This window comes from Nonomuraea basaltis (assembly GCF_005893125.1).
In the GTDB taxonomy this organism is placed as follows: Bacteria; Actinomycetota; Actinomycetes; order Streptosporangiales; family Streptosporangiaceae; genus Nonomuraea; species Nonomuraea basaltis.
Window position 1 is genome coordinate 1 of record NZ_VCJS01000141.1, and the last position, 24149, is coordinate 24149.

The 24149-nt window shown below is 68.4% G+C and carries 26 protein-coding genes and 3 pseudogenes; 4 read left to right on the forward strand and 25 right to left on the reverse strand.

What is annotated here, in order from left to right:
* The 16 genes from EJK15_RS44710 to EJK15_RS44780 form a co-directional block, all read right to left on the reverse strand.
* Positions 1 to 477, reverse strand: a 477-nt coding sequence (locus EJK15_RS44710) for a hypothetical protein (protein WP_138716554.1), incomplete at its 3' end; no start/stop codon positions are given.
* On the reverse strand, positions 474 to 764 hold the full coding sequence (locus EJK15_RS44715; RefSeq protein WP_138716555.1) for a hypothetical protein: 291 nt from the start codon (positions 762 to 764) through the stop codon (positions 474 to 476). The genes EJK15_RS44715 and EJK15_RS44710, both read right to left, overlap by 4 nt.
* Positions 765 to 846: 82 nt before the next feature.
* Complete coding sequence (locus tag EJK15_RS44720; protein ID WP_138716556.1) at positions 847 to 2892, reverse strand: phage portal protein; 2046 nt, start codon at positions 2890 to 2892, stop codon at positions 847 to 849.
* A gap of 6 nt (positions 2893 to 2898) precedes the next feature.
* Positions 2899 to 3078 (reverse strand): hypothetical protein, encoded by a 180-nt coding sequence (locus EJK15_RS44725; RefSeq protein ID WP_138716557.1) that lies wholly within the window; start codon positions 3076 to 3078, stop codon positions 2899 to 2901.
* 238 nt (positions 3079 to 3316) lie between these two features.
* Positions 3317 to 4369, reverse strand: a complete 1053-nt coding sequence (locus EJK15_RS44730) for an AraC-like ligand-binding domain-containing protein (RefSeq protein ID WP_171074902.1) — start codon at positions 4367 to 4369, stop codon at positions 3317 to 3319.
* 711 nt (positions 4370 to 5080) lie between these two features.
* A complete protein-coding gene (locus tag EJK15_RS44735; RefSeq protein WP_138716559.1) occupies positions 5081 to 5440 on the reverse strand; it encodes a hypothetical protein in 360 nt (119 codons plus the stop codon).
* Positions 5441 to 5731: 291 nt separating this feature from the next.
* Positions 5732 to 7486, reverse strand: coding sequence for a hypothetical protein (locus tag EJK15_RS44740; RefSeq protein ID WP_138716560.1), 1755 nt, complete (start codon positions 7484 to 7486; stop codon positions 5732 to 5734).
* The gene (locus EJK15_RS76660) at positions 7483 to 7617 is read right to left on the reverse strand and encodes a hypothetical protein (protein ID WP_276615494.1); all 135 of its coding nucleotides are present in this window, start codon (positions 7615 to 7617) and stop codon (positions 7483 to 7485) included. The genes EJK15_RS44740 and EJK15_RS76660 overlap by 4 nt, the downstream gene beginning before the upstream one ends.
* 649 nt (positions 7618 to 8266) lie before the next feature.
* The gene (locus tag EJK15_RS44745; protein ID WP_138716561.1) at positions 8267 to 9571 is read right to left on the reverse strand and encodes a hypothetical protein; all 1305 of its coding nucleotides are present in this window, start codon (positions 9569 to 9571) and stop codon (positions 8267 to 8269) included.
* Between the two features lie 150 nt (positions 9572 to 9721).
* Positions 9722 to 10120 (reverse strand): VRR-NUC domain-containing protein, encoded by a 399-nt coding sequence (locus tag EJK15_RS44750; protein ID WP_138716562.1) that lies wholly within the window; start codon positions 10118 to 10120, stop codon positions 9722 to 9724.
* A gap of 257 nt (positions 10121 to 10377) precedes the next feature.
* Positions 10378 to 11052, reverse strand: a complete 675-nt coding sequence (locus EJK15_RS44755) for a hypothetical protein (RefSeq protein ID WP_138716563.1) — start codon at positions 11050 to 11052, stop codon at positions 10378 to 10380.
* A gap of 43 nt (positions 11053 to 11095) precedes the next feature.
* The gene (locus tag EJK15_RS44760; protein WP_138716564.1) at positions 11096 to 11581 is read right to left on the reverse strand and encodes a hypothetical protein; all 486 of its coding nucleotides are present in this window, start codon (positions 11579 to 11581) and stop codon (positions 11096 to 11098) included.
* A gap of 56 nt (positions 11582 to 11637) precedes the next feature.
* On the reverse strand, positions 11638 to 12954 hold the full coding sequence (locus tag EJK15_RS44765; RefSeq protein ID WP_138716565.1) for a DNA cytosine methyltransferase: 1317 nt from the start codon (positions 12952 to 12954) through the stop codon (positions 11638 to 11640).
* Entirely contained in the window at positions 12948 to 13367 is a 420-nt protein-coding gene (locus tag EJK15_RS44770) for a hypothetical protein (protein WP_138716566.1), read from the reverse strand. Before EJK15_RS44770 ends, EJK15_RS44765 begins: the two co-directional genes overlap by 7 nt.
* Positions 13364 to 13768, reverse strand: a complete 405-nt coding sequence (locus EJK15_RS44775; protein ID WP_138716567.1) for a hypothetical protein — start codon at positions 13766 to 13768, stop codon at positions 13364 to 13366. Before EJK15_RS44775 ends, EJK15_RS44770 begins: the two co-directional genes overlap by 4 nt.
* Complete coding sequence (locus EJK15_RS44780; protein ID WP_138716568.1) at positions 13765 to 14073, reverse strand: hypothetical protein; 309 nt, start codon at positions 14071 to 14073, stop codon at positions 13765 to 13767. Before EJK15_RS44780 ends, EJK15_RS44775 begins: the two co-directional genes overlap by 4 nt.
* Before the next feature lie 281 nt (positions 14074 to 14354).
* On the opposite strand from EJK15_RS44780, the gene EJK15_RS44785 reads away from it, so the two are divergent.
* Positions 14355 to 14960 carry a hypothetical protein gene (locus tag EJK15_RS44785; protein WP_138716569.1) on the forward strand — a complete coding sequence of 202 codons (606 nt, stop codon included), beginning with the start codon at positions 14355 to 14357 and terminating at the stop codon, positions 14958 to 14960.
* A gap of 48 nt (positions 14961 to 15008) precedes the next feature.
* Here the strand turns inward: EJK15_RS44785 and EJK15_RS44790 are convergent, their stop codons facing one another.
* Positions 15009 to 15251, reverse strand: a complete 243-nt coding sequence (locus tag EJK15_RS44790; protein ID WP_138716570.1) for a helix-turn-helix domain-containing protein — start codon at positions 15249 to 15251, stop codon at positions 15009 to 15011.
* Between the two features lie 682 nt (positions 15252 to 15933).
* Positions 15934 to 16296: a hypothetical protein gene (locus EJK15_RS44795; RefSeq protein WP_138716571.1), complete on the reverse strand. Its 363-nt coding sequence runs from the start codon at positions 16294 to 16296 to the stop codon at positions 15934 to 15936.
* Between the two features lie 230 nt (positions 16297 to 16526).
* Here EJK15_RS44795 and EJK15_RS75225 point away from each other — a divergent pair, with 230 nt between their 5' ends.
* Positions 16527 to 16790: a vitamin K epoxide reductase family protein gene (locus EJK15_RS75225; protein ID WP_240777607.1), complete on the forward strand. Its 264-nt coding sequence runs from the start codon at positions 16527 to 16529 to the stop codon at positions 16788 to 16790.
* 42 nt (positions 16791 to 16832) lie between these two features.
* Here EJK15_RS75225 and EJK15_RS77905 read toward each other — a convergent pair.
* The 5 genes and pseudogenes from EJK15_RS77905 to EJK15_RS77910 all read right to left on the reverse strand — a co-directional run.
* Positions 16833 to 17120: pseudogene (locus EJK15_RS77905) on the reverse strand (alcohol dehydrogenase catalytic domain-containing protein); the annotation flags it as partial.
* Between the two features lie 174 nt (positions 17121 to 17294).
* Positions 17295 to 18812, reverse strand: a complete 1518-nt coding sequence (exaC, locus tag EJK15_RS44810; protein WP_138716572.1) for an acetaldehyde dehydrogenase ExaC — start codon at positions 18810 to 18812, stop codon at positions 17295 to 17297.
* 196 nt (positions 18813 to 19008) lie between these two features.
* Positions 19009 to 20214, reverse strand: coding sequence for a GAF domain-containing protein (locus EJK15_RS44815; protein WP_138716573.1), 1206 nt, complete (start codon positions 20212 to 20214; stop codon positions 19009 to 19011).
* 245 nt (positions 20215 to 20459) lie between these two features.
* Positions 20460 to 20681 carry an STAS domain-containing protein gene (locus EJK15_RS77245; protein WP_138716574.1) on the reverse strand — a complete coding sequence of 74 codons (222 nt, stop codon included), beginning with the start codon at positions 20679 to 20681 and terminating at the stop codon, positions 20460 to 20462.
* Positions 20600 to 20830 (reverse strand): annotated as a pseudogene (locus tag EJK15_RS77910) (hypothetical protein); the annotation flags it as partial. The gene EJK15_RS77245 and the pseudogene EJK15_RS77910, both read right to left, overlap by 82 nt.
* Positions 20831 to 21071: 241 nt before the next feature.
* Here EJK15_RS77910 and EJK15_RS77915 point away from each other — a divergent pair.
* Positions 21072 to 21197 (forward strand): annotated as a pseudogene (locus tag EJK15_RS77915) (respiratory nitrate reductase subunit gamma); the annotation flags it as partial.
* 66 nt (positions 21198 to 21263) lie between these two features.
* On the opposite strand, the gene EJK15_RS44835 reads toward EJK15_RS77915, so the two are convergent.
* Entirely contained in the window at positions 21264 to 21875 is a 612-nt protein-coding gene (locus EJK15_RS44835; RefSeq protein WP_138716575.1) for a hypothetical protein, read from the reverse strand.
* 217 nt (positions 21876 to 22092) lie between these two features.
* On the opposite strand from EJK15_RS44835, the gene EJK15_RS44840 reads away from it, so the two are divergent.
* The gene (locus EJK15_RS44840) at positions 22093 to 22845 is read left to right on the forward strand and encodes a sigma 54 modulation/S30EA ribosomal C-terminal domain-containing protein (protein WP_138716576.1); all 753 of its coding nucleotides are present in this window, start codon (positions 22093 to 22095) and stop codon (positions 22843 to 22845) included.
* Between the two features lie 61 nt (positions 22846 to 22906).
* Here the strand turns inward: EJK15_RS44840 and EJK15_RS44845 are convergent, their stop codons facing one another.
* Positions 22907 to 24115: an MFS transporter gene (locus EJK15_RS44845; protein ID WP_138716577.1), complete on the reverse strand. Its 1209-nt coding sequence runs from the start codon at positions 24113 to 24115 to the stop codon at positions 22907 to 22909.
* Between the last annotated feature and the right edge of the window lie 34 nt (positions 24116 to 24149).

Here is a 24149-nt window from a genome sequence, read left to right on the forward strand (position 1 = left end):
GGGGTCGGGGAGGGTCCACTCCTGCGAGTGGTTGGCGTGCCGACCGCCGGGGCGGGTGATGATCCACGTGTCGCTGCCGACGAGCCGCATGGTGATGGCCTCGGGCTCGTAGTAGTGGCCATCCTCGCGGGGATCACAGGGACCGTCACAGGCGTGCGTGTAGAGCTTGTTGGCGAAGGTGTACTCCGTGGCGCTGTCTGCGTACCGGTGCCGGTAGTTCCGGTTGACCAGGATCGCGGCGGGGGTCTCGAACTCCCTCAGCAGCGTGTTGGCGCGCTTCTTCGCCTCGTCCGGGTCCTTGAAGTACGGCTCCCGGTCTGCCCGGTAGCCCGGGTTGGGGAGGGGGCTGTCAAGCCGGTAGGCCGCGCCGCCGATGATCGGGACGATCTGGAAGGCCCAGTGGATGTGGGAGGACCAGAAGTAGCCGGTCCAGCCGTCTCTGTCGTTGCCGCTCCAGGTGAGGCGCTGCTCGCTCATCGCACGCCCTCCGGGTCGTCGATGTCGAGGTCACTCTTCGCGCCGATCGCGGCCAGGCCGGTCGCGACCTGGAACGCGAGTGCGGTCTCGGCGTCGAACTCCAGAGTGAGGACGCAGTCCTCGAAGTCGTTGTCGCGCATGACCAGGCTGGTGACCGTGAGCCTGACCTTGTCGCGGACGTGGGTGACCTTGATCTTGCCGCCGTTGGACTCGAAGGTGCCGAAGTGCTGGCGGGAGGCGGAGGCGGACGTGATGGGGATGACGTCGGCGATCTTACCGTTGTGCATGGGTTTCCTTCCGGGCTCCACCAGCAGCGCCGCTCGCTGCCGGTCGAACACCCACGACACTAGCAGTCATCTTTAATGGTGTCTATATCGGTATTTCGGCGGCAATCGCGGCAGCCCAGTCCGTCAGGTCCACCTCGCGCACCGCTTGCGCGATCTCCTCCATCGGTGCGCCCGCCTGGTCCAGGTCCTCCACCACGGCGCGCACGACCCCGGCCACCCGGCCGAACTCCTCGCCCACCGCCACGGCGGCCGTCATCGCGGTGTCGTGCGCCTCCACACCGCCCCCAGCGGCGGTCGCGGCCGCCGCGAACACCGGGAACACCGCCTGCTCGGCTTCGGTCTGCCACGCCTCCACAGGCACGATGCGGGCCATATCCAGCGGGCTGTCGCCGACGCGGGTGTCCACCTTGTACTCGGCGATGAAGTGACGGGTGCCCTTGCGGTACTTCGGTGACTCCAGCCTGGCCACCGTCCGGCCGACAAGCCGTCCGCCGAGCTGGTTAAGCACCTCCACGAGCTCAGCCCTCGGCTCAGGCGCTGGGGCGCCCTTCGTCTGCCTCCGCCCGCGCTTGGGCTTCGCCTCCTCTTCCTCAGCGTCGCCCTCCTCGGGCTCCTGCTCAGGCTTCTCCCCGGCGTCCGCGTTCCCGCCCGGGGCGGACGCAGCAGGTTCGCCGTTGGTGGGCTCCTGCTCGCCGCCGCCGTTCTCGTCGAACAGGGCCCGCAGACGCGACAGCGCGTTCTCCTCCGCCCCGTCGTCGCCCTCCTCTGCGGGGACGGCGTCTCCGGCCGGCGGCTGCCCGCCGAGCTCGCCCGCCGCGGCCGCGCCGTCCATCGCGGCTTCCGGGTCTTCGGGCGGGGCGATGCCGAGCGCGACCGCGTCCTCCTCGCGCGTCGGGATCGGCGTCTTCCCCTGCGCTACGTACAGCGCCCGGGTGTGTGGCAGGTCCACGGGGTCGTACCCGGCGATGGCCCGGTACTCGTCCAGTGAGATGAGCCCGGCTGCGACCTCCTCGCGCGCCTCCTGCCGACGCTGCCGCTTCGCCCGCTGGAGCGGCTCGACACCGTCAACGTTGAACTCGTAGCGCGCGTCATCCTCATGATCGGTGTCCCATCCGGTCGCCAGCAGCGACAGGTGGGGGAGCATCGTGTGCTCCCAGAAGTTCTCCTGCTCCTGGGCTGCGTTATCGAACGTCCGCCCGCTGGCGTTGCCGATCACGGACTCGGGCACGCCGAAAGCCGCGAGGATCTCCTCCTTGGAGATGCGCGCCAGGTCGGCGTACGCCATGTCGCGCGGCTTGGCGGCCAAGTCGATGAAGCTGAGGTCGCCCTGGAGCACGGTGAGCTTGCCGGCCTCGTGCGCGCCCTTGCCGAAGATGCCTTGGATGCGCTCCATCTCGTCGTCATCGACTTCGCCATCGATGCCGATCACGCCGCCTGGCCGGCCGTCGTTGCGCAGGAAGGTGGCGTTGTAGAGCCTGGCCAGGAAGTCCAAGTCCACGCTGAGCCCGGCGGCTTCCATGGGGGTGATGCCGCGGAATGGATCCAAGGGGTGGGGGTCGCGGAACCAGATGACTTTCTCGGGGTCGATCGCGCGGCGCCGACCGTCCGGGGTGATCGTCTCGAAGTGCGACAGGAGGTTGCCGTTGAACCCCGGCACCGGGCGGGTACGGCCCGGCGGCAGCAGGTCCGCACCGATCGGGTGGCCACGCCGGCTGGTGGTCACCTCGACGAACGTCCCGGCCGGAGACAGCAAGACCTGGCCAGACAGCCGCTTGCGTAGCTGCGGGCCCTTCTCCAACTGGTTGGCGACGCCCGCGTTGAGCAGCCGGGCGAGAGGGTCGTCCGCGATGACCTCGCGCTCGCCGTCGTCCTTGATGAGCACCCGCTCGATCGGCAGGCGGGACGCGTGCCCGGCGATGGCGTTCACGCTCTTGAACACCCAGACGACGCGCTCCATCCCCTCCAGGACGGCCCGTTCGACGGGCCAAGAGCGGCGCGGGTCGCGCAGCCTGGCGAGCATCCCCGACCAGGAGGTGTGGCCGGCGTCGAGCTCGAACGACTTCGTCTCCAGCCCGGCGGACTTCGTCGCGAGCCCCAGGACGCCCCGCAGGGCAGGGAGGAAGGCCACTGCGCCCTACTTTCCGCTGCCGAGCAGCACGCCGCCGACGAACGCGCTGACGGACAAGCCGAGCCAGAACAGCAGCGGGTTGAAGCTCCAGGCGACGGCCAGTGTCCCGCCGATGCCGGCGACGATGAGGACCAGGGCGATCAGGTCGCGGCGCAGGCGCGTCTCACGCTGTGGGTCTTGGTTCAACCTACTTCTCCTGCCTGCCCGGGACGACGGTAAGGGTCGCCGGGCAGGCTAGGAGGAGGCTGTGGTTTCTGTACGGCTTCGGCTAGTGCCGCGTCACAGAATCTCGAACGGGTAATTGATCTCGGGTATTGAAGCCGTCAGGCCGTTGACGACGGCGGAAGGTCGTAAGCTGCAGCGGATCACGCGAAACACAGGCGCAATACCCCAGGCCAGCCCAAGACCCAACTTCGTCACCAACTCATCCATCCGAAGCTGGACCAGTTACCCCGCCAAGGTTGCGTGACGGGTCACCAGCATCCTTTCGAAGGTTGCGGCGGTAACTCGCCGGAGGGACCCCGTACCTCCTTCGAAAGAGCCTGTTGAAGTGCGCGTCACTGGTGAAGCCCCAGCGTGCGGCAATGACGCCGATGTGTAGCCGGTCCATCGACGGGTCGGCAAGCGCGCGGCGGCACCGTTCGAGCCTGCGATGCTGGATCCAGCCGCTAATGGTGTAGCCCTCCTTGCCGAACAACCGCTGCAAGTGGCGTAAGGAGACATGGTGGAAGGCGGCGATGTCACTCGGTGACAGATGCGGCTCATCCAGATGTCGTTCGATAAACGCCTGCACGCGCAGGACGAGAAGCGCGCCAGGATCGGTGACGAAGGACGATGGGTCTGTTTCAGCCTCATGGGCCAGCACGGCCGAGAGTAGATCGACGACCGTGCCGGACAGCCGTTCCAGGTCGGTCGGTGACAGGTGGTCCGCCTGCGCCATTACCTGATTGAGCAGGCCGCTGAGTAGCGCCCCAATGCCGTCGTGTCCGGGCACCCTCCTGGCCAGCAGTCGTCGCACCATAGAAGCGGGGAACGTCAGCACATCGTGGGGTACGTGCAAGATCAAACCGGCGGGCATGCCATGACGCGGACCACCCCCCGTGCTGGCGTCCTCCGGCGCGCTCCACGCGACGAAGGGGTGGGACGCGTCATAGAGCGCCAGATCGCCCGATGTCAGCTCCGTTTCGCGGCCCTCCTGCCGAATGCCCGACCGGCCGTGGATCGTTAGCGACAACTGATACGCCTCGGGGTCGGAACGACGGATCCTGCTGGTGCTCCTATGTGCCTCGAACCCGGAACAGGTGACCCTCGACAGCCGGATCGCACCCAGGTCCACGATCCGCATCTCCGCCCAGAAGTCGTCGGCGTGGCCGCTGGAGGCGTCTACCGAAACCACTGATTGGGCGACCATCTGCCACCAGACATCGAACCGTTCCTTAACGGGTACTCCGTCAAGGCGAATCACCACTGTGCCCATTGCTTGCCCTAGTCGAAGAGAGCCGGACTTTCTGCCGTGACACATCGGTGGATCAGGATATCGGGCGCAATGCCGGAGTCGGCCGTGTCGTCGAGAGTCAAAGAGGTCGTCGCATGGCGGCAACACTGCTCTTCGGCAGGATGCCAGAATTTTCATCGACCAGCCAACGATCGGACCGAGCCATGGAGGATAACTGTGCGGAAGATGCTGGCTCATGTCTCCGTCGCCATATTGGCGTTGGCGACGACCGCCGTTCTGTCGGCTACGCCCGCAAACGCTGACCCGTGCGGCGCGAGTAGCTGGACCAGTGGTACTACACGATACGTGGCATACCGAAACTGCGGGACCAGCACTGTCGTGAAGTCTGCACGCGTCGGCGGCGCCGACTACCCGTGCTATGTCATTCGCGGTGGAGTGTCGCAGGAGCTTGCGCGGGTGCCTAACGGTGCAGGGCTGAGCTGGACCGTTACTTCCTGCTGAACGCGCCGAGTTGATTCAGCGGCTCGCGAGCGTTTCTTGTCGAGGAACTGCACTTACTCCGGCCCGCGTCGGCAGGGTTGCTTGGTGGCTGGCGCGGGCCGCAGGAAGTGGCGCGCTGGCTACGGCGGGCGGGCCGGGGAACCCATCCTGAGTAATCATGAAAGGGCGCCCCGGCCACACGGCATCCAAGTCCCCGATCCGACGATCGATGACTGGCCACCAGGGAGCCTGTCAGCCGTACATATCGCCGAGGCTGGAGCGCTGGCGCAGGGCGACCTCTTCGGCGCTGGTGCCGGGGGCCGGCCTCTTACGCTTGGCCCGGACGGCGGGCCCGTTGCCGCCGAGAAGATGTTCAGTGTGTGGTCCAGGGCACGGCACGGAGATCGCGTCGGCCCATCGCAGTTTGCAATGGTCGCAGTAGACGTCCTGGGCTATTACCCATGTTTTTTCATGAAGCATGAAGTTGCGGCGGCTCGTCTCTATGCGGCGAGCCTGCTCCGAGGAGACTGGCACAGTGACCCCGGCGACGAACTCGTGGATGCCGGTATCGGTCGTCTCGTCCTGGCTGGTCTCGGAGACTTCGGTGGTCATGCGATCTATCAACCCCTTTGTGCGACGTGGGGGCGCCCGAGCAGCCTGCCGGCGGGTGCAGTTCCGACAGGTCAATCCCCCGTAACTGATGTGACATCGGTGGCACACGTGACCGTGGCCAGCGGAGAGACCTTAACTATCGGGAGCAGGTCGCGTAAATGGTCAGACGATCTTTCAGACCAGCTTGTTTTCCGCCGTTCCGGACAGAATGTTTGTAACGATCCGTGAATGCTGTGAACCGATCCAAATCCCAAAGCGTCCGGATCGTCCATATTCGGTTGTCACGCTCTGTCAACCAGAGAGGAGGCGGCCGCGCTTCTTCACCTGCTTCCGGGCGGGCTCGTACGGGCCCAGCAGCAACGCCTCGGCCTGGTCGGGACTGCCGACGCCACGCTTGCGCATGTCCTTCTTCGACTCCACGAAGGTGAACCCCTGACTGTTGTCGAACTTCTTGGGAGCACTGAGCTGTGCTTTCGCCCGATTGGCGATGCGCAGCCGCAGCCGCGTCTTCCCCTCCGCGTTGGGCCGCAGCAGCGTCCGCCCAGCGATCCACAGCTCGTCCCTCTTCCGGTACGGCCGCAGCACCTCCGAGTCCGCCGGCCGGTCCGTCGCCTCGGCCACGTTGACGGGCACGATCTCCGCCTGGTGCTTGCCCTCCTTGCCCCACCGCTGGAGAAGCCCGACGACGCCCCAACCGACGCCGATCGTGTCGATCTTGACGCGCACCTTGGCCTTGGTGCCGAGACGGCGGCGCAGCAGCTCCGCCCGCCGGATCTCCTCCAGGATCCGGTTCGCCACGGTGACGGCGTCGCTGTTCTCCGCGCCAGAGCTGGTGTGTTCGATCGTTGCCAGGTCCTCCACCAGCCTGCTGATCACGAATTCGTCGCCTCCGTCCGCCGCGATGTCGCAGCCGAGCCGCACCCAGCCGCCGAGCCGCACCATCCACTCGTCGGTCTCGTCCTCCAGGCCCAGATCGCAGAGGCGGACCCAGCCGGGCCCTTCCGGCTCCTCCTGCTCCGCGGCCGCGTCCACCCAGTCGGACGGGATGATCTGGTCCTTCGCGCCCTTGGGGAATCGCGCATGCACCTTGGCGATGACGTACGGCGACTTCTCGCCGTGGTCGCGGATCGCCTCCTCGATCCATTCGGCGTTGACCAGGTGGGAGGAGACCATGTGGCCCGGGTCCCCGGCCAGGCAGGCACACACCTTGTCCGCGGTGCGCTCGCCGGTGACGGCCGGCGAGTCGGTCGCGGCGAGCTTGATGGTGGTCGTCTGCGAGTAGCGCTCGCTGTTGCCGTCGCTGCAGAGCTTCTCGAACCAGCTCCGTTCGGTGTCCGTGGGCGGGTTGCCGATGGCGATCATGCGCGCGTTCGAGCCGGTCAGCAGGTTCCGGGTGGAGCGGCCGATCACCGGGCCGATACCGCCGGCCTCGTCCACGATCAACAAGAGGTTGCTTTCATGGATGCCCTGCATGCCGGATTCGTCATGCTCGGTCGCCGTGAACCCGTACGAGACCACGACATCCACGCCCTTGGCGTCGCGCATCTTCCACTGCACCTGGTCACACTCGCCGGGCAGCGCGCCATGCGCGACCGCGTGCCGGATGTGCGGCCACATCTGCCGGTGCACCTGCCGCATGCGGGTCGCTGTGGTGATCGACAGGGCGGTGCCGACCGGGTAGACGCACGCCCAGTAGGCGACCGCCCGCGCGCAGATGTGCGTCTTCCCGAGGCCGAAGCCCGCCGGGACAGCGACGTTCTTGTGCGTCGTGATCGCCTGGAGGATCGCCCGCTGCTTGGACCACAGCGCCTCACCGAGGACCTGCTCGACGAAGCCGACCGGGTCGCCGAGCCACACGCCGTACGGGGTGCCGAGCTCCCGCCCGGCCATGGCCAGGACCTGGACCAGGTCGGGCTGCGCGAGCATGCCGAGAGTGCGGCGCCGCATCGCTGGCGGCAACGCCATCAGGTCCGACAGCATCCCGGACGCGATGCGAGAGTCGCCGGGGGGAAGAGCGTGGGGAAGGGGGACGGCCAGCGCCGTCATACGTCACACCCATAGCGGAGGTGCAGGGCCAGCGCTGCGGCCGCCTCCTGGTCGTCGCGCGCGTTCAGCAGGATGACGCGCGTGCAGAGCGGGCACGTCTCCGCTCGCTGGAACATCGCTGCGTACTCCACGAGCGGCACCGTGCCTGACTGCGGTGGCTTGTGTCTGGACCCGCTTGGGTCGCATCAAGAACGATGCGCAGCATCGCGAGGAAATGCGTGCTCTGCCGCTGATCGGACCGTCTGATCGGACCGTCTAATCAGCCTGTGATTAGGCCCTTGGATAGGCTCAACGTCTCTACAAGCCGAACGCGTCGGTTCTAAGCTCGTTCCTGTCCGCAGCGCACGCGGTCCTGGCAGCAGTCGATCGGGGGGTCGGCTGCCTACGACAGCACCGATCCTTCCGGCATGTCGCCACGAGGAAGGGACACAATGCGCAAACGACACAAGGAAACCCACCACCCCAGGTGGGTCGAATGGGCGCAGCTCGTAGTCCGGGCTGTGCTCATCCTCGTTGACCTGCTGGTCAACAGGCTCAGATAACCCTTCGGCCACCTGAGCCCGCTCGAACGGTGACCCCCGTCAACGCCGGCAAGCCACGGCGGGGGCACCTACACCTGGGATGGGCCCGAAGTCTCATCCACGTCAAATCGTAGCGTCCAGAACCGTAAGCTGTAGCGCACTACGCATTACGAGAGCCGACTTGCTGGCGCGGCCACTGGCATTCGCACTATCCCTGTGAACGACACCGCGGCCGTAACCCGCACTTGTTAACGCCTGCTTACAGCCCGAGAGACTTCAACCAGGCCAAGCCCTTCTCCTTGTTGAACCGGCCGCTGGGCAGCCGCACGCCCTCAGGCAGGCTGCCCGACTCTTCGGCCTTGCGCACCTGGTAGCGCACCTTGTCTACCTTCAGCCCGGCGGCCTCGGCGAGGTCCTTCATGGTGGTGCCCGTGCTCGCCACCGCCTCTGGAGAGGTCTTCTGGCGCCACCACGCGAGCAGAACATCTTCGTCGTAGCGGCGGTCGCTGACCCTGGCCTTCTCTGGGAGCTCGCCCGCCGCCTCGGCCTCGTGCACCGCGGTGCGGAACGTCTTCTCATTCACGCCAGCCTTCTTGGCCGCGTCAACGAGGGTCGTGCCGGCGGACAACCGCTCCTTCCGGTCACGCCACCACTGGACGAACAGGGCCTCGTTGACGGCGCCGCTGCCGTAGATGAGTTCAGGCGGGAGGGTGCCAGCCTCCGCGGCGCTGATGATCGCCCCCTTGACAGTCGGGTACGGCTCGCCCACCTGCTCGGCGGCGCGGTGCAGGCTGAGCCCGGTGGGCGCGGCCGCCATCGCCGGGAGACTGTCGAACCACGTCTTCACCTTGTCCGGCCAGTACTTGCCGTCGCCAGCCTCGGCGTCCGCGGGGAACGCGCCCGGCTTGCTCGAGCGCTCGGGGTTGCTCCAGTAGCGGATGCGGTGCTGAAGGTAGATGCGGGATACGCCGAGCATTCTGGCGATGGGGCCCAGCTCGGTCGGCTGCCCGCTGTTCTCGCTGGCCACCTTGCGCCGCTGCGACGGGCGCAAGGTGACGCCCATCGCCTTGATGTCGCCCGTCACCATGGTGGTGTCGAGCTCGTACTCGGCGCCGATCTCGGCGATCTCCCACTGCTTGCCGTCGAGGTGGCCTTGGTAGAGGGCGGCGATGTCCTTCCGCCGGATCTCCCGGGCGCCGTCTGCGAAGGCGCGGTGCTTCGCGAGCTCGGCCGCGGCCTTGTCACGTTCGGCGAGCGCGGTGTCCGCGTCCCAGTTGGGGAGCTGCTCGAGGATCTGCTCCTCGCTCGGCGCGACAGGGGAGCCGGTCGGGAACAGGGACGTCGCACCGACGCCGGTGCCCTTGGACGCCTTCTGCTTGCTCCACCCCTTGTCCTTGTGCCGGTAGTGGAGCGTCCACACGGCCTTCGCGAGGTCCTCACGGGCCTTCTTCACGTCGGCGTTGGCGGCCGCGGCTGCGCCGGCGGCGGCGCTGATGCGGTCCGGTCCTGTCGGCATGCCGCGCAGTTCGTCCAGGGTCGGAGTGGGAGTCGGGTCGGTGCTCATCGCCATATCCTCGCGGTTGTCGGGGGTGCCCTCCTTCGTGTGTCGGCTGGTGGGCACGCGGGTCGTTGCTACCCGGTGTTCAAAGATTACCTTGAGTTCTGTGATGTGTCCCAGGACGTCAACGGCAAAATAGTCTGACGTTGATCCTGATCATGCCGTGCGGCGGGTGCCCCGGAGGAGTTCTTCGCGTATCCGGCCGGAGATCATGTCGGCGGGTGTCCACACCGCGGCGTCGAGCCCGGCCACGCCGAACGCGTCGAGCCATGCCTGCTGCGCCTCGGTCGGCTGGTGCTTCTTGCCGCCGCCCACCATCTTCAGTTCGCGGATGATGACGGTGCCGGTGACGGGGTGGAGCAGGAACACGTCGGGGAAACCGGCGGGGCTGTGCTTGCTGTTCCACGTCCAGTAGACGAGGTACCCGAGGATCTTGGCGAGCGGCACGATGTGGTGGTCGCGGAGCCTGGCTTCCGTCATCGTTTTGGCGAGCTTCTTCTTCGCGGCCTCGTCCAGGCGGTCCAGGCGGGCGTTCATCGCGTCGAGTAGAGACATCGTGTCCTCCTTCGGAGTGCGTTGGTGCGCCCAGGGCGGCGGGCCTTGTGCCGGCACCGCCCTGGGCGGGATCGGGGCTTACCAGCGGCGGGCGGTGGTGCCACAGGTGGGGCACCAGTCGCCGGACTTGTCGCACCGCCATCCCTCGCGGCGGAGGGTGGCCCGAGCCACTTCAAAACGCTCGGGCTTCGTCATGGCCTCCGACACGATGTAGTCCCGTTCGACTGTGGTCCCGCAGCCGTCGCAGCACACGCCGATCAGGCTGGGGACTTCATTGGCGGCGAGCTGGTATGGCCGGCCGCGCGGGCGTCGTCGATCGCCTTGACGATGAGCTCGTCGATGTCGATGCCCCACGCGCCCAGCCAGTCGGAAAGGCGCTCGCTGGCGTCTCCGTCGAGCCAGTCCCGCCACAGGTTTGAGGCGATCTCGTCTGCCCGGTCGGGGGCGTGCTGCATGAGCTCGCGCAGGAGGTAGACGACGCCGTACATGAACTGCGCCACGTGGAAATGGTCGCTGGCGCGGCGCAGCGCGGCCGGACGATCGGGATGGCCGGACTTCGGGAAGGTCTCGTGCGCGTACCGCATGGCGTAGCCGGTGCGGGCCGCGTACGCCTTGGCGAGTTCGACGGCGGAGGTGGGGCCGTGCTCGGGAATGTCGGGCACGTCGGCGGCCACGTCGAACATGGGCTTGGTCTCGCCCACGGCGGTGAGCAGGTCGGGGCCGCCGTGCTCGGCGAGCAGTTCGAGGGCGGCGCGGCCGCCGCTACGGCGCCGTACCTGGCGGGTGACCTGGTCAGCCAGGTCGCGCTGCTCGCTGTTGGGAGTGCTGCCATTGAGCAGATTGACCAGGCGGGATACGTCGTGGGTGCCAGTGGCCACGATGACCACGACGGGTTCTCCGGCCTCATTGTCGCGCGCGCGGGTTTCGAGCATAGGGAGCTCCTCGGTGAGGTGGGGTGTGACAGGTGGGTGGTGGTCAGTCGCCGTCGAAGATGTCGTCGAAGTCGTCAATCCCGTCGCCCTCCTGACCGGGGACGGTGCAGCCATTGGCGTCGGCGTAGCCGTAGGGCCAGACGCCGACGACGTACCACCCGGGGTAGCCGTCAAAGTGGCGGTACTGCTTGCCGTCACGGCCGGCCCGGTAGGTGACCTTCGGCTGGGTCCGGGTGGCGCGGGAGGTCGGCTTCGGCGCGGCCGTCGAGGGGAGGCGGTTCGTGGTTGTCCTGGACGGCTGGGGCGTGGTGCGCGTCTGCGGCTGCTGCTGCGTCTTGGGGGCGATCGGCTGCTGGCGCGTCTGGGGGACGGCGGGCTGCCTGTTGCTGCTCGGCGGCCGGTTCGTGGCAGCCGGGGCGGGCAGCTCACGGACAGCGGCGCAGGCGGGCGCAGCGTCCGAGCAGGCGACCAGGAGGGCGGCGATGACTACGCTGGCGGCGGCCGCGGGGAGGGTGGGGCGGTATCTCATGGTGGCTCCGTAGAGAGGGAGGCTGGGCCCCCGTGGGGCCCAGCGAGGAACGAAGGTCAGGACAGGACAGCGCGGGCACGGGCGGCGACCCAGTGGGCAACGTTGACGGGGACGGCGTTGCCGATCTGGACGCGCTGCTCGGCGATGGTGCCGAAGATGCGGTAGTCGCGCTTGAAGCGCTGGACCTGCTTGGTCTCGTCCGGGCCGAGCATCCGTAAGTCCGAGTTGTCCACGGACAGGGCGGGTGCGATCAGCGCGTGGTGCGGGTGGGTGGCGACGGTGGTGAGCGGCTGATCGGTGGTGCGGGCGGCGCTGTCGCGGCCGATGTGGACGATCAGCGCGAAGTGGTTGCCGCCGGCGGTCACGGTGGGCAGCGGCGCGTCGAGTCCCTGGACGGTGAGGTTCTTGCGCAGCAGCGCCATGAACGGCTCGTTGCCGAACTGCTCCAGCCCGATCGCCACCTTGAGGCGGGTGCTTTCGGCGTACGGGGTGAACTTCTTGTACGGCTTGCCGTCGCCGATCCGCCGCGTGGGCAGGTCCCAGTCGATGACGGGTTCGACCGGCCACACGACGGGCTCGACGATGAGGTGGCCGCACCGCCGGTTCGGGCAGACGTAGTCGTACTGCTCGCCGTGCTTGCCGACCCTGAGCACGCGCGGCCGGGGGTCGCGCCACCGCTGCACACCCTGGACGGGCCCGCACTCCGGGCACATGGCGTCGGGGCGGAGCCGCAGGTCGGGCTGCTTGATGCCCTTCCTGGTGAACACGAAGATGAGCCGGTGTCGGTGCTGCGGCGCGGGCGGGTTGCCGGGGCCGGAGATGTGGGCGGCATCGAGGGACACGAGCTGCACCTGGTAGCCGAGGACGCGCCAGCAGCGCAGCCACTCGGGGAACAGCATCCAGCGGGTGGCGAACTCGGGCACGTTCTCGCCGATCACCATGTCGTAGCGGTGCGCTTCCGCCGCGCGGAGCAGGCACCAGGCGGTGACGCGGGTCCGCTCCCATGTGGACTTGGCGACGTGCCCCTCTTCCTCGAACAGTTCCGTCTGCGCCTTCGGCGCGGTGCTCCCACCCGCCTGCGCGATCTCGGTGCAGATCGGGGAGCCCACAAGCACCTGGCTGGGCTTCAGGGACGACATGTTGTAGTGGTCGAGGTCCACGCAGCGCGGGTCCACGTGCTTGTAGTGGTGGGAGACGGTCTCGATCGAACGCTCGTCGTGGTTGGCCATCTCCACGGGCTGGAACCCGGCTTCCCAGAAACCGCGCACGTCACCGCCTGCGCCGCAGAACAGGTGGGTGGTGGTGGGGCCGTCGCCGGGAACGATGCCGGGCTGGAGGGCCGACTCGATGTCGGCCTGGTCGATGGTCAGCATGCCGCGTCGGCCTCGTCAGCGCAGGCGCCGGACAGGGCGGCACGGTCGAGCATCTCCTGCTCGGCCTCGGCCTCCTCCGCGCGGGCGAGGCGAGCGAGCTCGGCGGCGAAGTCGCGGCTTTTCGGCATGGGGTCGTCGTCCTTGTCGGGGTAGGTGTGCGGGGGCAGGCCGGCGAGTCGGCGCACGGCGGCGTAAGCGTCGTGCAGCGCGACGGTGCGCGCGGGCGGGTCGTCGTGGTGGGCCAGGTCGGCGATGAGGTCGGCGACCTGGCGGAGCAGGGTGTGCTCGGCGTGCTGCTTGCCGAGTTGGTAGGCGCACGCGCTGTGGAGGCGCTCGCAGCCGCGCCAGTGCGGTCCGCCCTGGGGGAGGGCGGGGTCGGTGGGCGGCTGGAGCTCGGTGTCGAGGAGGCTCATGCCGCGGCGTTCCTCCGGCTGGGGGATGCCGGGTTTGCGAGCTTGATGTGGGCGATCCGCAGGTTTCGGCGGTACTCCCTCTCCGCCGTCGCGCACTCGGGGCATGGCTTCTCGCCGTACTCGTAGTGGCGCATGAAGGCGGCGTGGCTGCCGCACTCCTGCAACGGCGTGGTCCGCATGGCGTCGTTGAGGGCGCGCAGGTTTTCGGCGGCTTGCTCGGGGGTGATCGGGACGAGCGGGGCAGGGGCGGGCCGAGCCGGGACCATTTCCGGGAATAGCTTGGCCATGAGAAGCCGCTGCGACTCGCCTTCGACGCACCTCCCGCAGGGGCGCTCGTTGTGGTCCTGGTGGAGGCGGAGTCCCTCATGGGTGCCGCATTCGTCGCGGTACGTGGTGATCACTTCGTCTCCGCCCGGTTGAGGCGGCGGCTGGCGTAGTCGGTGTAGGCGTCGAGCTGGGCCTGGGTGACCGGGACGCGCTGGGAGGCGACCTTGATGATCTCGTCGGCGACGCGGAGCTTGTCCTCGTCGTCCGGTCGGGTGGCGCGGACGGCGGCGAGGATGAGCTGCTCGCTCCAGGGGCAGCCGAGCAGTTCGGCGGTGATCTGGTCGATGTCCCAGTCGGGGCGCATCTCAGCGATGAGCGCGATCAGCCCGATGTATGCGGGCTGGCGTCGTTCTCGCTGCTCCTTACTGCTGCTGGGCATAGGTGTCCTTCCGGTCTGCCGTCCGAGCGATGCCGCTCATCGCCCGGCGGTACATCAAAGATTACAACTAAATCCTTAATGGTGTCTATATGGCAATGGTCGGCGTCTGTTCCACGTGAGGCGGGAAGGTATGAACGGAGCGCCGCTAACGTCTCGCTTCGATTGGGTCGCTCCAGCTCCGGCTCTGGCGGCGCTGGATCTTCGCCACCCCTCCTCGCGCCGTGATCGCGCCGCTAAGGTGATCAAGCTCGGGGGTGGAACGATCGAAACCGGGAGGATGCATGCCGCATCGCGTTGCCGTTCTGCCCGCCGCCTTACTCGCCCTGGCGTGTCTCGCCGCGTCCGCAGAAGCAGGCGCCGAACAGCAAACCCGGGTGGCGCAACAGTCGGCCGCCGTCCACGCGGCCGCGCCGAAACTGCTCAAGTTCGGCCAGTCCGTCCGGGCCAAGGGAGAGAAGGGCAATTGGCTGAGGGTCTCCCCGGTCGGCGTCTACTACCACCGGCCGACCTGGGGGCCTACGACGAAACCGCGCAACAAGTACTTCCTGGCGCTCGCCGTCCGGGTGACCGCGGTGTCCAAGGCGGACAGCATGCCGCTCCCCTATGGGAGCCAGTGGCGCATCAAGCAGGGCAATCGGGTCTTCACGACCACGTCCGGCAAGGCCAACAGCGCTCCCTGGGTGGGGCGGGCACAGGGCGCATGGGTGACGGTCCATCCGAGCTCGCCCGAGGTGGTCTACGAGGCGTTCGACGTGCCCGCGAAGGGCGGGGTCCTCGAATGGTCAGGACCGACCGGCCTGTACCGCTGGCGTATCCCGGCGAACAACGCCGGTAAGGCGACTCACGAGGCAGTCCTGGACGCTATCGCGGACTATGAGGGCAGATGATCGGTGGCCGACCCCCGGCGAGGCCGGCCAATGTTCCGGTCCGCTGGGTCACGCCGCAGGGTTGTCGAGGCCGAGCATCTCGCGGAGCTTCGCGGTGGGGACGACCTTGCGCCGGCCGAACTCCAGCGTGGGGATCTCGCCCTTGGCGGCGGCCTCGTAAGCGGTGCCCCGTGCCAGGCCAAGGAACGTTCCCGCCTCGGGGATCGTCATCGTGGGCTGTTCGTTGGCGTTCGGCAGCGGCTTACGGAGGCGACGAGGGGGCCTTTGTGCCGTGCTGTGCGTTCTGGTCACGTTGCGGACCATGCCATCCGGTCGGAGCTAGTGTCACAGCCCGATGGCGTGGCTTGGCCGCATCGAGCCCTTCATGATCATCTGTGCCCCCCGTGGGGGCACGGGCGGGTGCACGAGGTTCTTTTGCGTACCGTTCCGTCTGGTCTAGTCCGGGCTTAACTGGCACTATGGGCAAAAGGCCAGGTCAAGACCTATGGAAGGGCGGGTTCGATTCCCGCCACCTCCACAAGATCAAACCGCCTCTTACCTGCGGAAACATCGCAGGCAAGGGGCGGTTTTTTTTGTTCGAGGGTGCACCGAGGATGCACGAGCCTGCCGGCGCAGGACGTTAACCCAGGTTGGCACCTACGTTCACGGAACCTCCCCCCGAGACGAAGGGACTGATGGTTCCGTGTCAGGACAACCTCGGCGCGCTGAAGGCATCGAGTACCGCAAGAAGAAGAACGGCACGCACTCCTACCATGTGCACTGGAGAGAGGGCGGTCGCCGTACTGGCCCGCCCCGCGCCTACGCCTTCGACGACTTGGACTCCGCGAAGGTCTTCCGTGGGGCACTCGTCGCCAATGGCCGCCGTGACCCCTACAAGAACTCGGTGCCCTGCTGCGGACGGGCCGATCCGGGTAGGTCGGCAGAAGACAGTAAGAGGGGCGGCAGCCGATCGGCTGCCGCCCCTCTCGCTGTGCTAGTTGGCGCTGACGTCCGCGGTGGCGAACGGCTGGGAGGCGTCGTCGGACACGTGCTGCTCGGTCGAGCCCCACGTGGCGATGGACTCGGGGCGGGCGTTCCACTGCTCCGGGCTCATGGGGAAGCCGTAGTCCTTCCGGTACAGCTCCAGGTGCTTGTTCACCTCGGCCGGGGTGGTGCCGAGCTCGTGGGCGAGCGAGGCCTCCGAGACGTCGCCGGACGGGGTGATGTGCATGGCGATGGCGACGGCGATCTCGTCCGGCCATGCCATGCGCATGAGGCGGACGGCGCGGTCTGTGCCGACGCCGAGTTCGTCGGTCACGGTGGGGCGACCGGGGTTGGTCGCCCAGCGTGATCTCATCTCGGCGATCAGGTCGGCGTCTGTCCTCTTGCGCGCGTTGGGCTTCGTGTCCTGATCGCCGCCGTCCGGGCGCCCGTTGTCCTGACCCGGCTTGTTCTTGTCCTGTCCTGACGGGTCGGGGTTGTCCTGCTGCTTGTTGTCCTGAACCGGCGGCGGGGGCGGCGGTGTCCTGCCCTGCCTGTCCTGGACGGGCTCCGCGGGCGGGACAGGGCGCGGCTTGGGCCGGCGCGGTGGGACAGGCTCTCTGCCCTGGTGCTGTCCCGTCTCCAGGCCGTGGGCTTCGGCGAGGGCGCCTGGCGGCCGACCCGGGCGCGGATCTGTCCTGCAACATCAACAGTGTCGTCAGCTGCGGCGCGGTCGGCAGCTCCTGGCAGGCGCACCTGTTCGGCTTCCCGAACGCCTTCCTCGGGCTGGTGGCCGAGCCGGTCGTGATCACGATCGCATATCGGCCCGCCGCGACGGCGTATTCGGCGTGGGCACCGTCGATGGCGTAGCCGGTGTTCTGCTGGGACTCGCACAGGGGCCTCCCGGCCGCTGACGCAGCAATCGCAGGCGCCACAGGCGCAGGCGACCCGGTCGCCGACGGCGTGCTCGGTGACGGCCGTGTCGGCCTGTTGGACTATGCCGATTCCCTCGTGGCCGGGGGTGAACGGCAACTGGGGCTTGATCGGCCAGTCGCCGTGGGCGGCGTGGATGTCGGTGTGGCACAGGCCGCTCGCCTCGATCCGGACGAGCACCTGGTCGGCGGCAGGGGTGGGCACGGGTAGGTCGCGGATCTCCAGAGGTTTGTCGAAGGCGGAGACGGTCGTCGCGTATGTGAACACTCCTTCTGGACGGGAAGTGGGGCGGGGCTCCAGCCTTGTAAAAAGGCGGGAGGCGGGCTCGGGGAGAAGGCCCGGTGTGCGCGGCGTTCGGTCTTTCGACCAGGGGAGGGTTGGATCTCCGAGAGGTCGTACCCGCCTGGCCTGCGGGCGGGTACGCCCCCTCGGCGGTGGCTGTCAGAAGAAGCCGAGTCGCTTGGGCGAGTAGCTGACCAGCAGGTTCTTGGTCTGCTGGTAGTGATCGAGCATGGCGCGGTGGTTCTCGCGGCCGATGCCGGACTGCTTGTAGCCGCCGAAGGCGGCGTGCGCCGGGTAAGCGTGGTAGCAGTTGGTCCACACGCGGCCGGCCTTGATGCCGCGGCCGAGCCGGTAGGCCGCGTTGATGTCGCGGGTCCACAGCCCGGCGCCGAGGCCGTACGGGGTATCGTTGGCGATCTTGAGGGCTTCGTCCTCGGAGTCGAAGGTGGCCACCGACACCACCGGGCCGAAGATCTCCTCCTGGAAGATGCGCATGTCGTTGGTGCCGCGGAAGACGGTCGGCTGGATGTAGTAGCCGCCCTCGAAGCCCGCGACCGTACGGGGGTTGCCGCCGGTGAGCAGCTGCGCGCCTTCCTTCTTGCCGATGTCGATGTAGGAGAGGATCTTCTGGTACTGGTCGTTGCTCGCCTGGGCGCCGATCATGGTGGCCGGGTCGAGGGGGTCGCCGCCGACGATGGCCTCGGTCCGGGCGATCGCGCGGGCCATGAACTCGTCGTAGATGGAGGAGTGGATCAGGGCGCGGGAGGGGCACGTGCACACCTCGCCCTGGTTGAGGGCGAACAGCACGAAGCCTTCGACGGCCTTGTCCAGGAAGTCGTCGTCGGCGGACATGATGTCGGGCAGGAAGACGTTGGCGCTCTTGCCACCGAGCTCCAGAGTGACCGGGATGATGTTCTGGGCGGCGTACTCCATGATCAGCCGTCCGGTCGTGGTTTCGCCGGTGAAGGCGACCTTGGCCACGCGCGGGCTGGCGGCCAGCGGCTTGCCCGCCTCGGCGCCGAAGCCGTTGACGACGTTGAGCACGCCTGGCGGCAGGAGGTCGGCGATGAGCTCGACGACGAGCAGGATGCTGACCGGGGTCTGTTCGGCCGGTTTGAGCACCACGCAGTTGCCGGCCGCGAGGGCGGGGGCGAGCTTCCAGACGGCCATCAGGATCGGGAAGTTCCACGGGATGATCTGGCCCACGACGCCGAGCGGCTCGTGGAAGTGGTAGGCGACGGTGTCCTCGTCCAACTGGCTGACGCCGCCCTCTTGGGCGCGCAGCACGCCGGCGAAGTAGCGGAAGTGGTCGACGGCCAGGGGCAGATCGGCGGCGAGGGTCTCGCGTACCGGTTTGCCGTTCTCCCAGGTCTCGGCCACGGCGAGCCGCTCCAGGTTGGCCTCGATCCGGTCGGCGATCTTGTTGAGGATGTTCGCTCGTTCCGCGGGCGAGGTGCGTCCCCACCGGTCGGCGGCGGCGTGCGCTGCGTCCAGGGCGAGTTCGACGTCGGCGGCGGTGGAGCGCGGCGCGCGGGTGAAGGGCTGCCCGGTGATCGGGCTCGGGTTGTCGAAGTACTCGCCACCCACCGGGGGCACCCACGCCCCGCCGATGAAGTTTTCGTACTGCTGGGCGTAGGTGACGATGCTGCCCTCGGAACCAGGAGGTGCGTAAACCATGATGTCGTTTCTCCTTCACATGGCCGTAACACAACCCACGGTGAAGGTGTGAGGTTGGCGGAAGGTTGGCGGGAAGGGGGCGAGCCGGGAACGGCCGGATAGGCGAGAGCGGCAGGGCGGTGTGCGACGGTGTGGTGTGGTGTGCGGGAGCGGAGCGGCGGTAGGCGGGGAGGGCTCGCCTCGGAAGAATCGCCGCTCAGCTGCCCAGGGCGCTTCGGTAGCGCGTCAGCGCCACGCCGCGGCGTGCGTCGCCGGTGGGCAGCAGGGCCAGGGCCCGCTCGTGGATCTGCAGGTCGTACGGGTGCAGCTCGCCGTACGTGAGCACCGCCTCCGGGCGCATGGAGCGGAGGACCGCCTCGCGCACGGCGACCTCGATGTGCTCGCGCCACATCCGGATGCCCGGCGCGTCGGACGAGGGAAGGAGCGGACCGCCGTAGGCGTCGATGGCCTGTTCGGCCCGCCCGGCCGCCAGCAGGGCGAGTACCTCGGCCGCATCACACGCGATCGGCTCGGTGAGCTCGTACCGCCTGGTCGACAACGCCCCACGCAGCGCGCTCCTGAGATGGGACACCTCCGCCTTCAGCGTGGCCGCCGTGACATGCCGCTCACCGTACAGCTCCTCGCGCAGCCGCTCGGGGGACATCGCGTGCCCCTCCAGCGCCAGCAGAGTGAGGATCTCCACCTGCCGGGGCCGTAGCCGTACCGGTGCGCCGTCGCGCAGCAGCTCCGCTGCCCCCAGGCAACGCAGGTGCAGGCCCGGGCGTCCGGGGATCAGGCGTTCGGCGAGCCGCTGCTCGATACCGGTGACCAGATTGGTCAACGCGGGCATGGCCAAGGGGTGGGACCGGTCCCAGGTGCTGGACAGGTCCAGTACACCCAGCACCCGCCCGTCCGGCGCCTTGATCGGGGCGGAGTAGCAGACCCACCCGTGCAGCGCCTCCACCAGGTGCTCGGCGGAGAACACGCTGGCCGGTTGCCCGTGCCGTAACGCTAGGGACAGCGCGTTGGTACCCATCGCCGGCTCGTCCCAGCATCCGCCGGGCGCGAAGTTCACCGTCTCGGCGCGGCGGCGCATGACCGGTCCGCCACACGTCCACAAGATGGTGCCCGACTCGTCGGTGATCGCGGCGATGAACCCGCCGTCCTCGGCGATCGTGCGCAACTCGTCCGAGATGGCCTGCACGGGCGCACGCAGGGGCGAACAGGCCCATCGCTCGTCGGCGGCGGCGTCGACGGGTGCGCAGTCGCGTTCGGGGGGTACCCATCGGATCGACCGCCGCCATGATGCGGCGATCTCCTCGCGCAGGCTGGCCTGCTTGTTGAGCCGATCGCCCGCGACCCACCGCGCCCAATGGCGATGCAGCCGGTCACGGCGCTCACGCAGCGTGCCGTGCCGATCCATGCACAATCCTCGAATACGTGCTTATGAGCCGCGCTCCCTTGAGCCCTTCGGCCGATGTCGTTCCAGCATGAGGGACGCGCCCGGTTCGCGCCAGGGACTAAAGTCCCCACCCGTGACGGCCAAGTCGGATTTAGGACCAAGGACCGAATTTTCCAGACCTGGCGGCCTTACAGTGAGCCGACCTGGCTGATGTGCCACCTGAAGACCGTCCAACGTCTGGGGGCTGCTTGCCTGATCTGGATGGTTCAAGTGGGCTGCTGGATGCGCCGACCGACGGCCTCCACCGCGGTGATGACGATGAAGGCCACAACCGCACGGCAGGTGGCGGCGAGCAGGACCTGCAGGCCAGCGCTGTCCAGGAACGACAACTCGGTCAGAGCGAAGATCACATGGTCGCCGGGCCGGCGGACGCGGTCGATGTGGCTGGCCAGCTGGGCGCTCGTGCTGCGGTCGACCTCGCCGCCGATCGCGTCACGCTCATGCCGGGCAGATGCTGGTGGATCAGTGCCAGCGACGCCTTGGAATTCCTCGCTAGCGGGGCGAGGGCTCGCGCGGCCAGGAGGCGCCCATTGGGCACCATAAACCTTCCACGTCGGTGCTGATACCCCCTGCTATGCCCAGATGTGGCGCCTGACCGCCTGACCGCCTGACGCGGATCAGGTTGCGGCCCGAGTTCTCCTGTTGCGGGCTATGAAGGCGGATTTGTCGGGTACGGCGGTTCTGTGGCGCTCGGGGAGAAGGGTAACGATGTCGGCAATGGACGGGCCGGTCAGCGACGCGTTGCTGAGGATGGGGCGGCACCTCCGGCCGGGTGCGGTCTCAGCGGACCTGCGGACGCTGCACCAGGTCGGCGGGCGCCAGGCCGACGCTTGGTCCACATGCTCCCCGCCCCCGTCGGCTACCTCACCCGCCCGTACATCATCTACCGCAGCAGAGACGAGGCACGGCCCCCCGCCCGGCGCGGCTGGGAACCCTCGCGCTGACGTGGGACAGTGCCCGTTGAGCGTACTGACCGCCACACGCCTGCCGCGGTGTGGCCGGTGCGCGATCTATGTTCCGGCCAGCAGCACCATATGTGCGACGGCCTGGACGCGGTCGCGAGTCACCCGTGTGTAGGCGCGCGCGGCTGCCTGGCGAATCTCTTCGGCGAGGACGGCGCTGATCTCGCTCAGAAACGACAGGTACACATGCACCGTGCCGTCCACCTCCACGAGCTCTATCTGCGGGCGACTTCCCGCGCGGCGCAACAAGGGTCGGACCGCGTCGGCGACGGCCCGGCGGGCTGCAGGGCCGGTCGGCGAAACCGCGTCCGCGCAGGTCTCGACCAGATCGGCGGCATCGCATCTAGACGCGATCTCGTCCAGGGCGGTCCCCGACGGCGTGGGCCCGGCCACCAGCACCGGGACCTGCGCGCGCAAGGCGCACATGACTCCGGCCTCTCTGAGCGTGAACGGCCCCGGCGCCAGCCTGACGTCGACCAGCAGGTCCATGTCCCCGTCCGCCAGCGGACAGCGCCCGCCCGGGACCATCCCGGCGCACGGCGCGGCGGACGCCGCCGCACCGGGAGGATGGCAGTAGGCCACCTCGTGTCCTTCGAGGGCGAGCAACGCCCCCGCCACCGCGCCGCCGGAGGGGTCCGACTCCGTCATCAGGATCCGCATGCGAACACCCTGTCGCCTGCCGTCGCCCTCCGGCAGGGACTAAAGTCCGTTCGGCCGCGGGCTAGAGACCTCCATGTGATCGCTTCCGCCCCACAGGTCCCTTCTGTCGCACGAGCCCAACGTCCTTACGTAGTGGGGACGAAAGTCCCTGGCAGCAGCCTCCGAACTGATCAGAGGGTGAAGGCATCAGAATCGGATGCGAAGAAGGTGCTCACCCATGAGGCACAGGTCCATCGCTCTTGATCCCGCCGACGTACAGGTCAAGATCCGTGGCCGGATCCGGTCCGCCGACGTCCGGCGCGCCAGGCAGACCATGGCCGATCTGGCCAGGCTCGCCCACGAGCCGGTGCTCGGCGCGAAGGTCAAGCTCGCCACCGGGCCGGGGCTCGCGATGGAGCGACGGACGGCGGAGGCCGTGCTGGACATCCAGGGGCGGCTCATCAGGGCGCAGGCCAGCGCCGTCTCCACGCGCGCGGCCATTCACCTGCTCGGCGACCGGCTCCGGACCCGGCTGCTGGAGATCACCAGGGACTGGGAGAACCGGCGGGGGCGCCATTACCAGCAGCGACCGCCCGGCCGGTCCGGTGGCGAGCGGCGGATCGTACGGACTTTCACAGCGGCCCGCGCCGTGCCCGACGAGGCGGTGGTGGACATGGATCAGCTGGACTACGACTTCCTGTTGTTCACCGAGGCCACCACGGGCCAGGACAGCGTCGTCTACCGCACCGGCGACGGTTACCGGCTCGCCCAGCTCGTGCCCCAGCCGGACCTGACGGCGCCGATGTGCGCGGCGATCTCGGTCAGCCCGCTGCCCGCCCCGCGGCTCACCGCGGAGGAGGCCATCGAGCGGCTGGAGCTGACCGGATTCGCGTTCGTCTTCTTCGCCGACTCGGGCACCGGCGGCGGTGGTCTCGTCTACCGCCGGGACGATGGGAACTACGGCCTGGTCAACACCCTTCACGACGCCTGACGGGGGCGTCGCCCCCGAGCCCACCGGTTCGAGGGCGACGCCATCCCGCTTCGGCGCCCAATCAACGGGTGTCTGCTCGTGCGGCGGTCAGGGCGCGTACCGCGGTCAAGGTCAGCACGACGGACAGCGCGGCGGTAACGGCCAGCAGGGCCAGGCCGAGCCCGTAGGAGCCGAGCCGGCCGTAGATGAAGCCCATGACCAGCGGTGGTATGAACCCGCCGAGGCCGCCGGCGGCGCCGACCAGTCCGGTGACCGAGCCGACCTTGTCGGCCGGCGCTACTTGGGCGACCAGGGCGAAGGTGGCGCCGCTGCCCGCGCCGAGCGCCGCCGCCATGGACAGGAAAGCGATCGTGCCCACCGGCATCAAGGCGGGGGTCAGCGCCTGGATCGCCGCCATGACGGCGACCACTCCGGCCAGCACGGGCACCGCGCCGATCCGGTCCGACAACCATCCGCCGAGCGGCCGCATCAGGACCGCCAGCACCACGAACCCGGCCATCCGGAAGGCGGCGTCGGCCTGCTCCAGCCCGTATCCGGTCTGTAAATAGGCCGGCAGGTAGACGGAGAAAGCGACATAACCGCCGAACGCCACCGCATACAGCAGGCACGCCTGCCATGTGATCGGCAACCTGGCCGTGGCGGCCAGCCGCGCGATCAGCGGCTGCCCGGCCACGCTCCGTCCAGGAGCATCCCGTAGGACCAGCCACGCGACGACCGCGTAGATCGCGAGCACGACCGCCGTGATGACGAACGGGGCGGCTGCGCCGCCCGTCCTGACGAGGGGGACGGTGGTCAGCGCGCTGATGGCGGTGCCTCCCATCCCGGCGCCGAAGATCCCGATCGCCAGCCCGCGCCGGTGCGGCGGGAACCACGCGTTGACGAACGGCACCCCGACAGCGAAGGCGGTACCGGCGATGCCCAGGAAGAAGCCGCCGACCAACAGCGCGGCGAGCGACTGCTGTCCCGCGACACCGATGAACAGGACGGGCACGATGGTGACGGCCGATATCAGCGGGAACATCACCCGGCCGCCACACCGGTCGGTCAGCGCCCCCACGGGGATCCGCCCCAGCGAGCCGACGATCACCGGCACCGCCACCAGCAACGCCTGCTGCGGCGCCGACAGGCCGAGCAGCTCCTTGAAGCGCGGCCCCAGAGGGCTGAGCAACGCCCAGGCCCAGAAGTTCACCGCGAAACCCAACGTCGCCAGCCCCAGCATCACCCAGGACGTCCGACCGAAGACGGATGCCGCCCTCTCACCCACAGCCATGAATCCCTCTCACAGCGAAGCGTCATCGTACGGA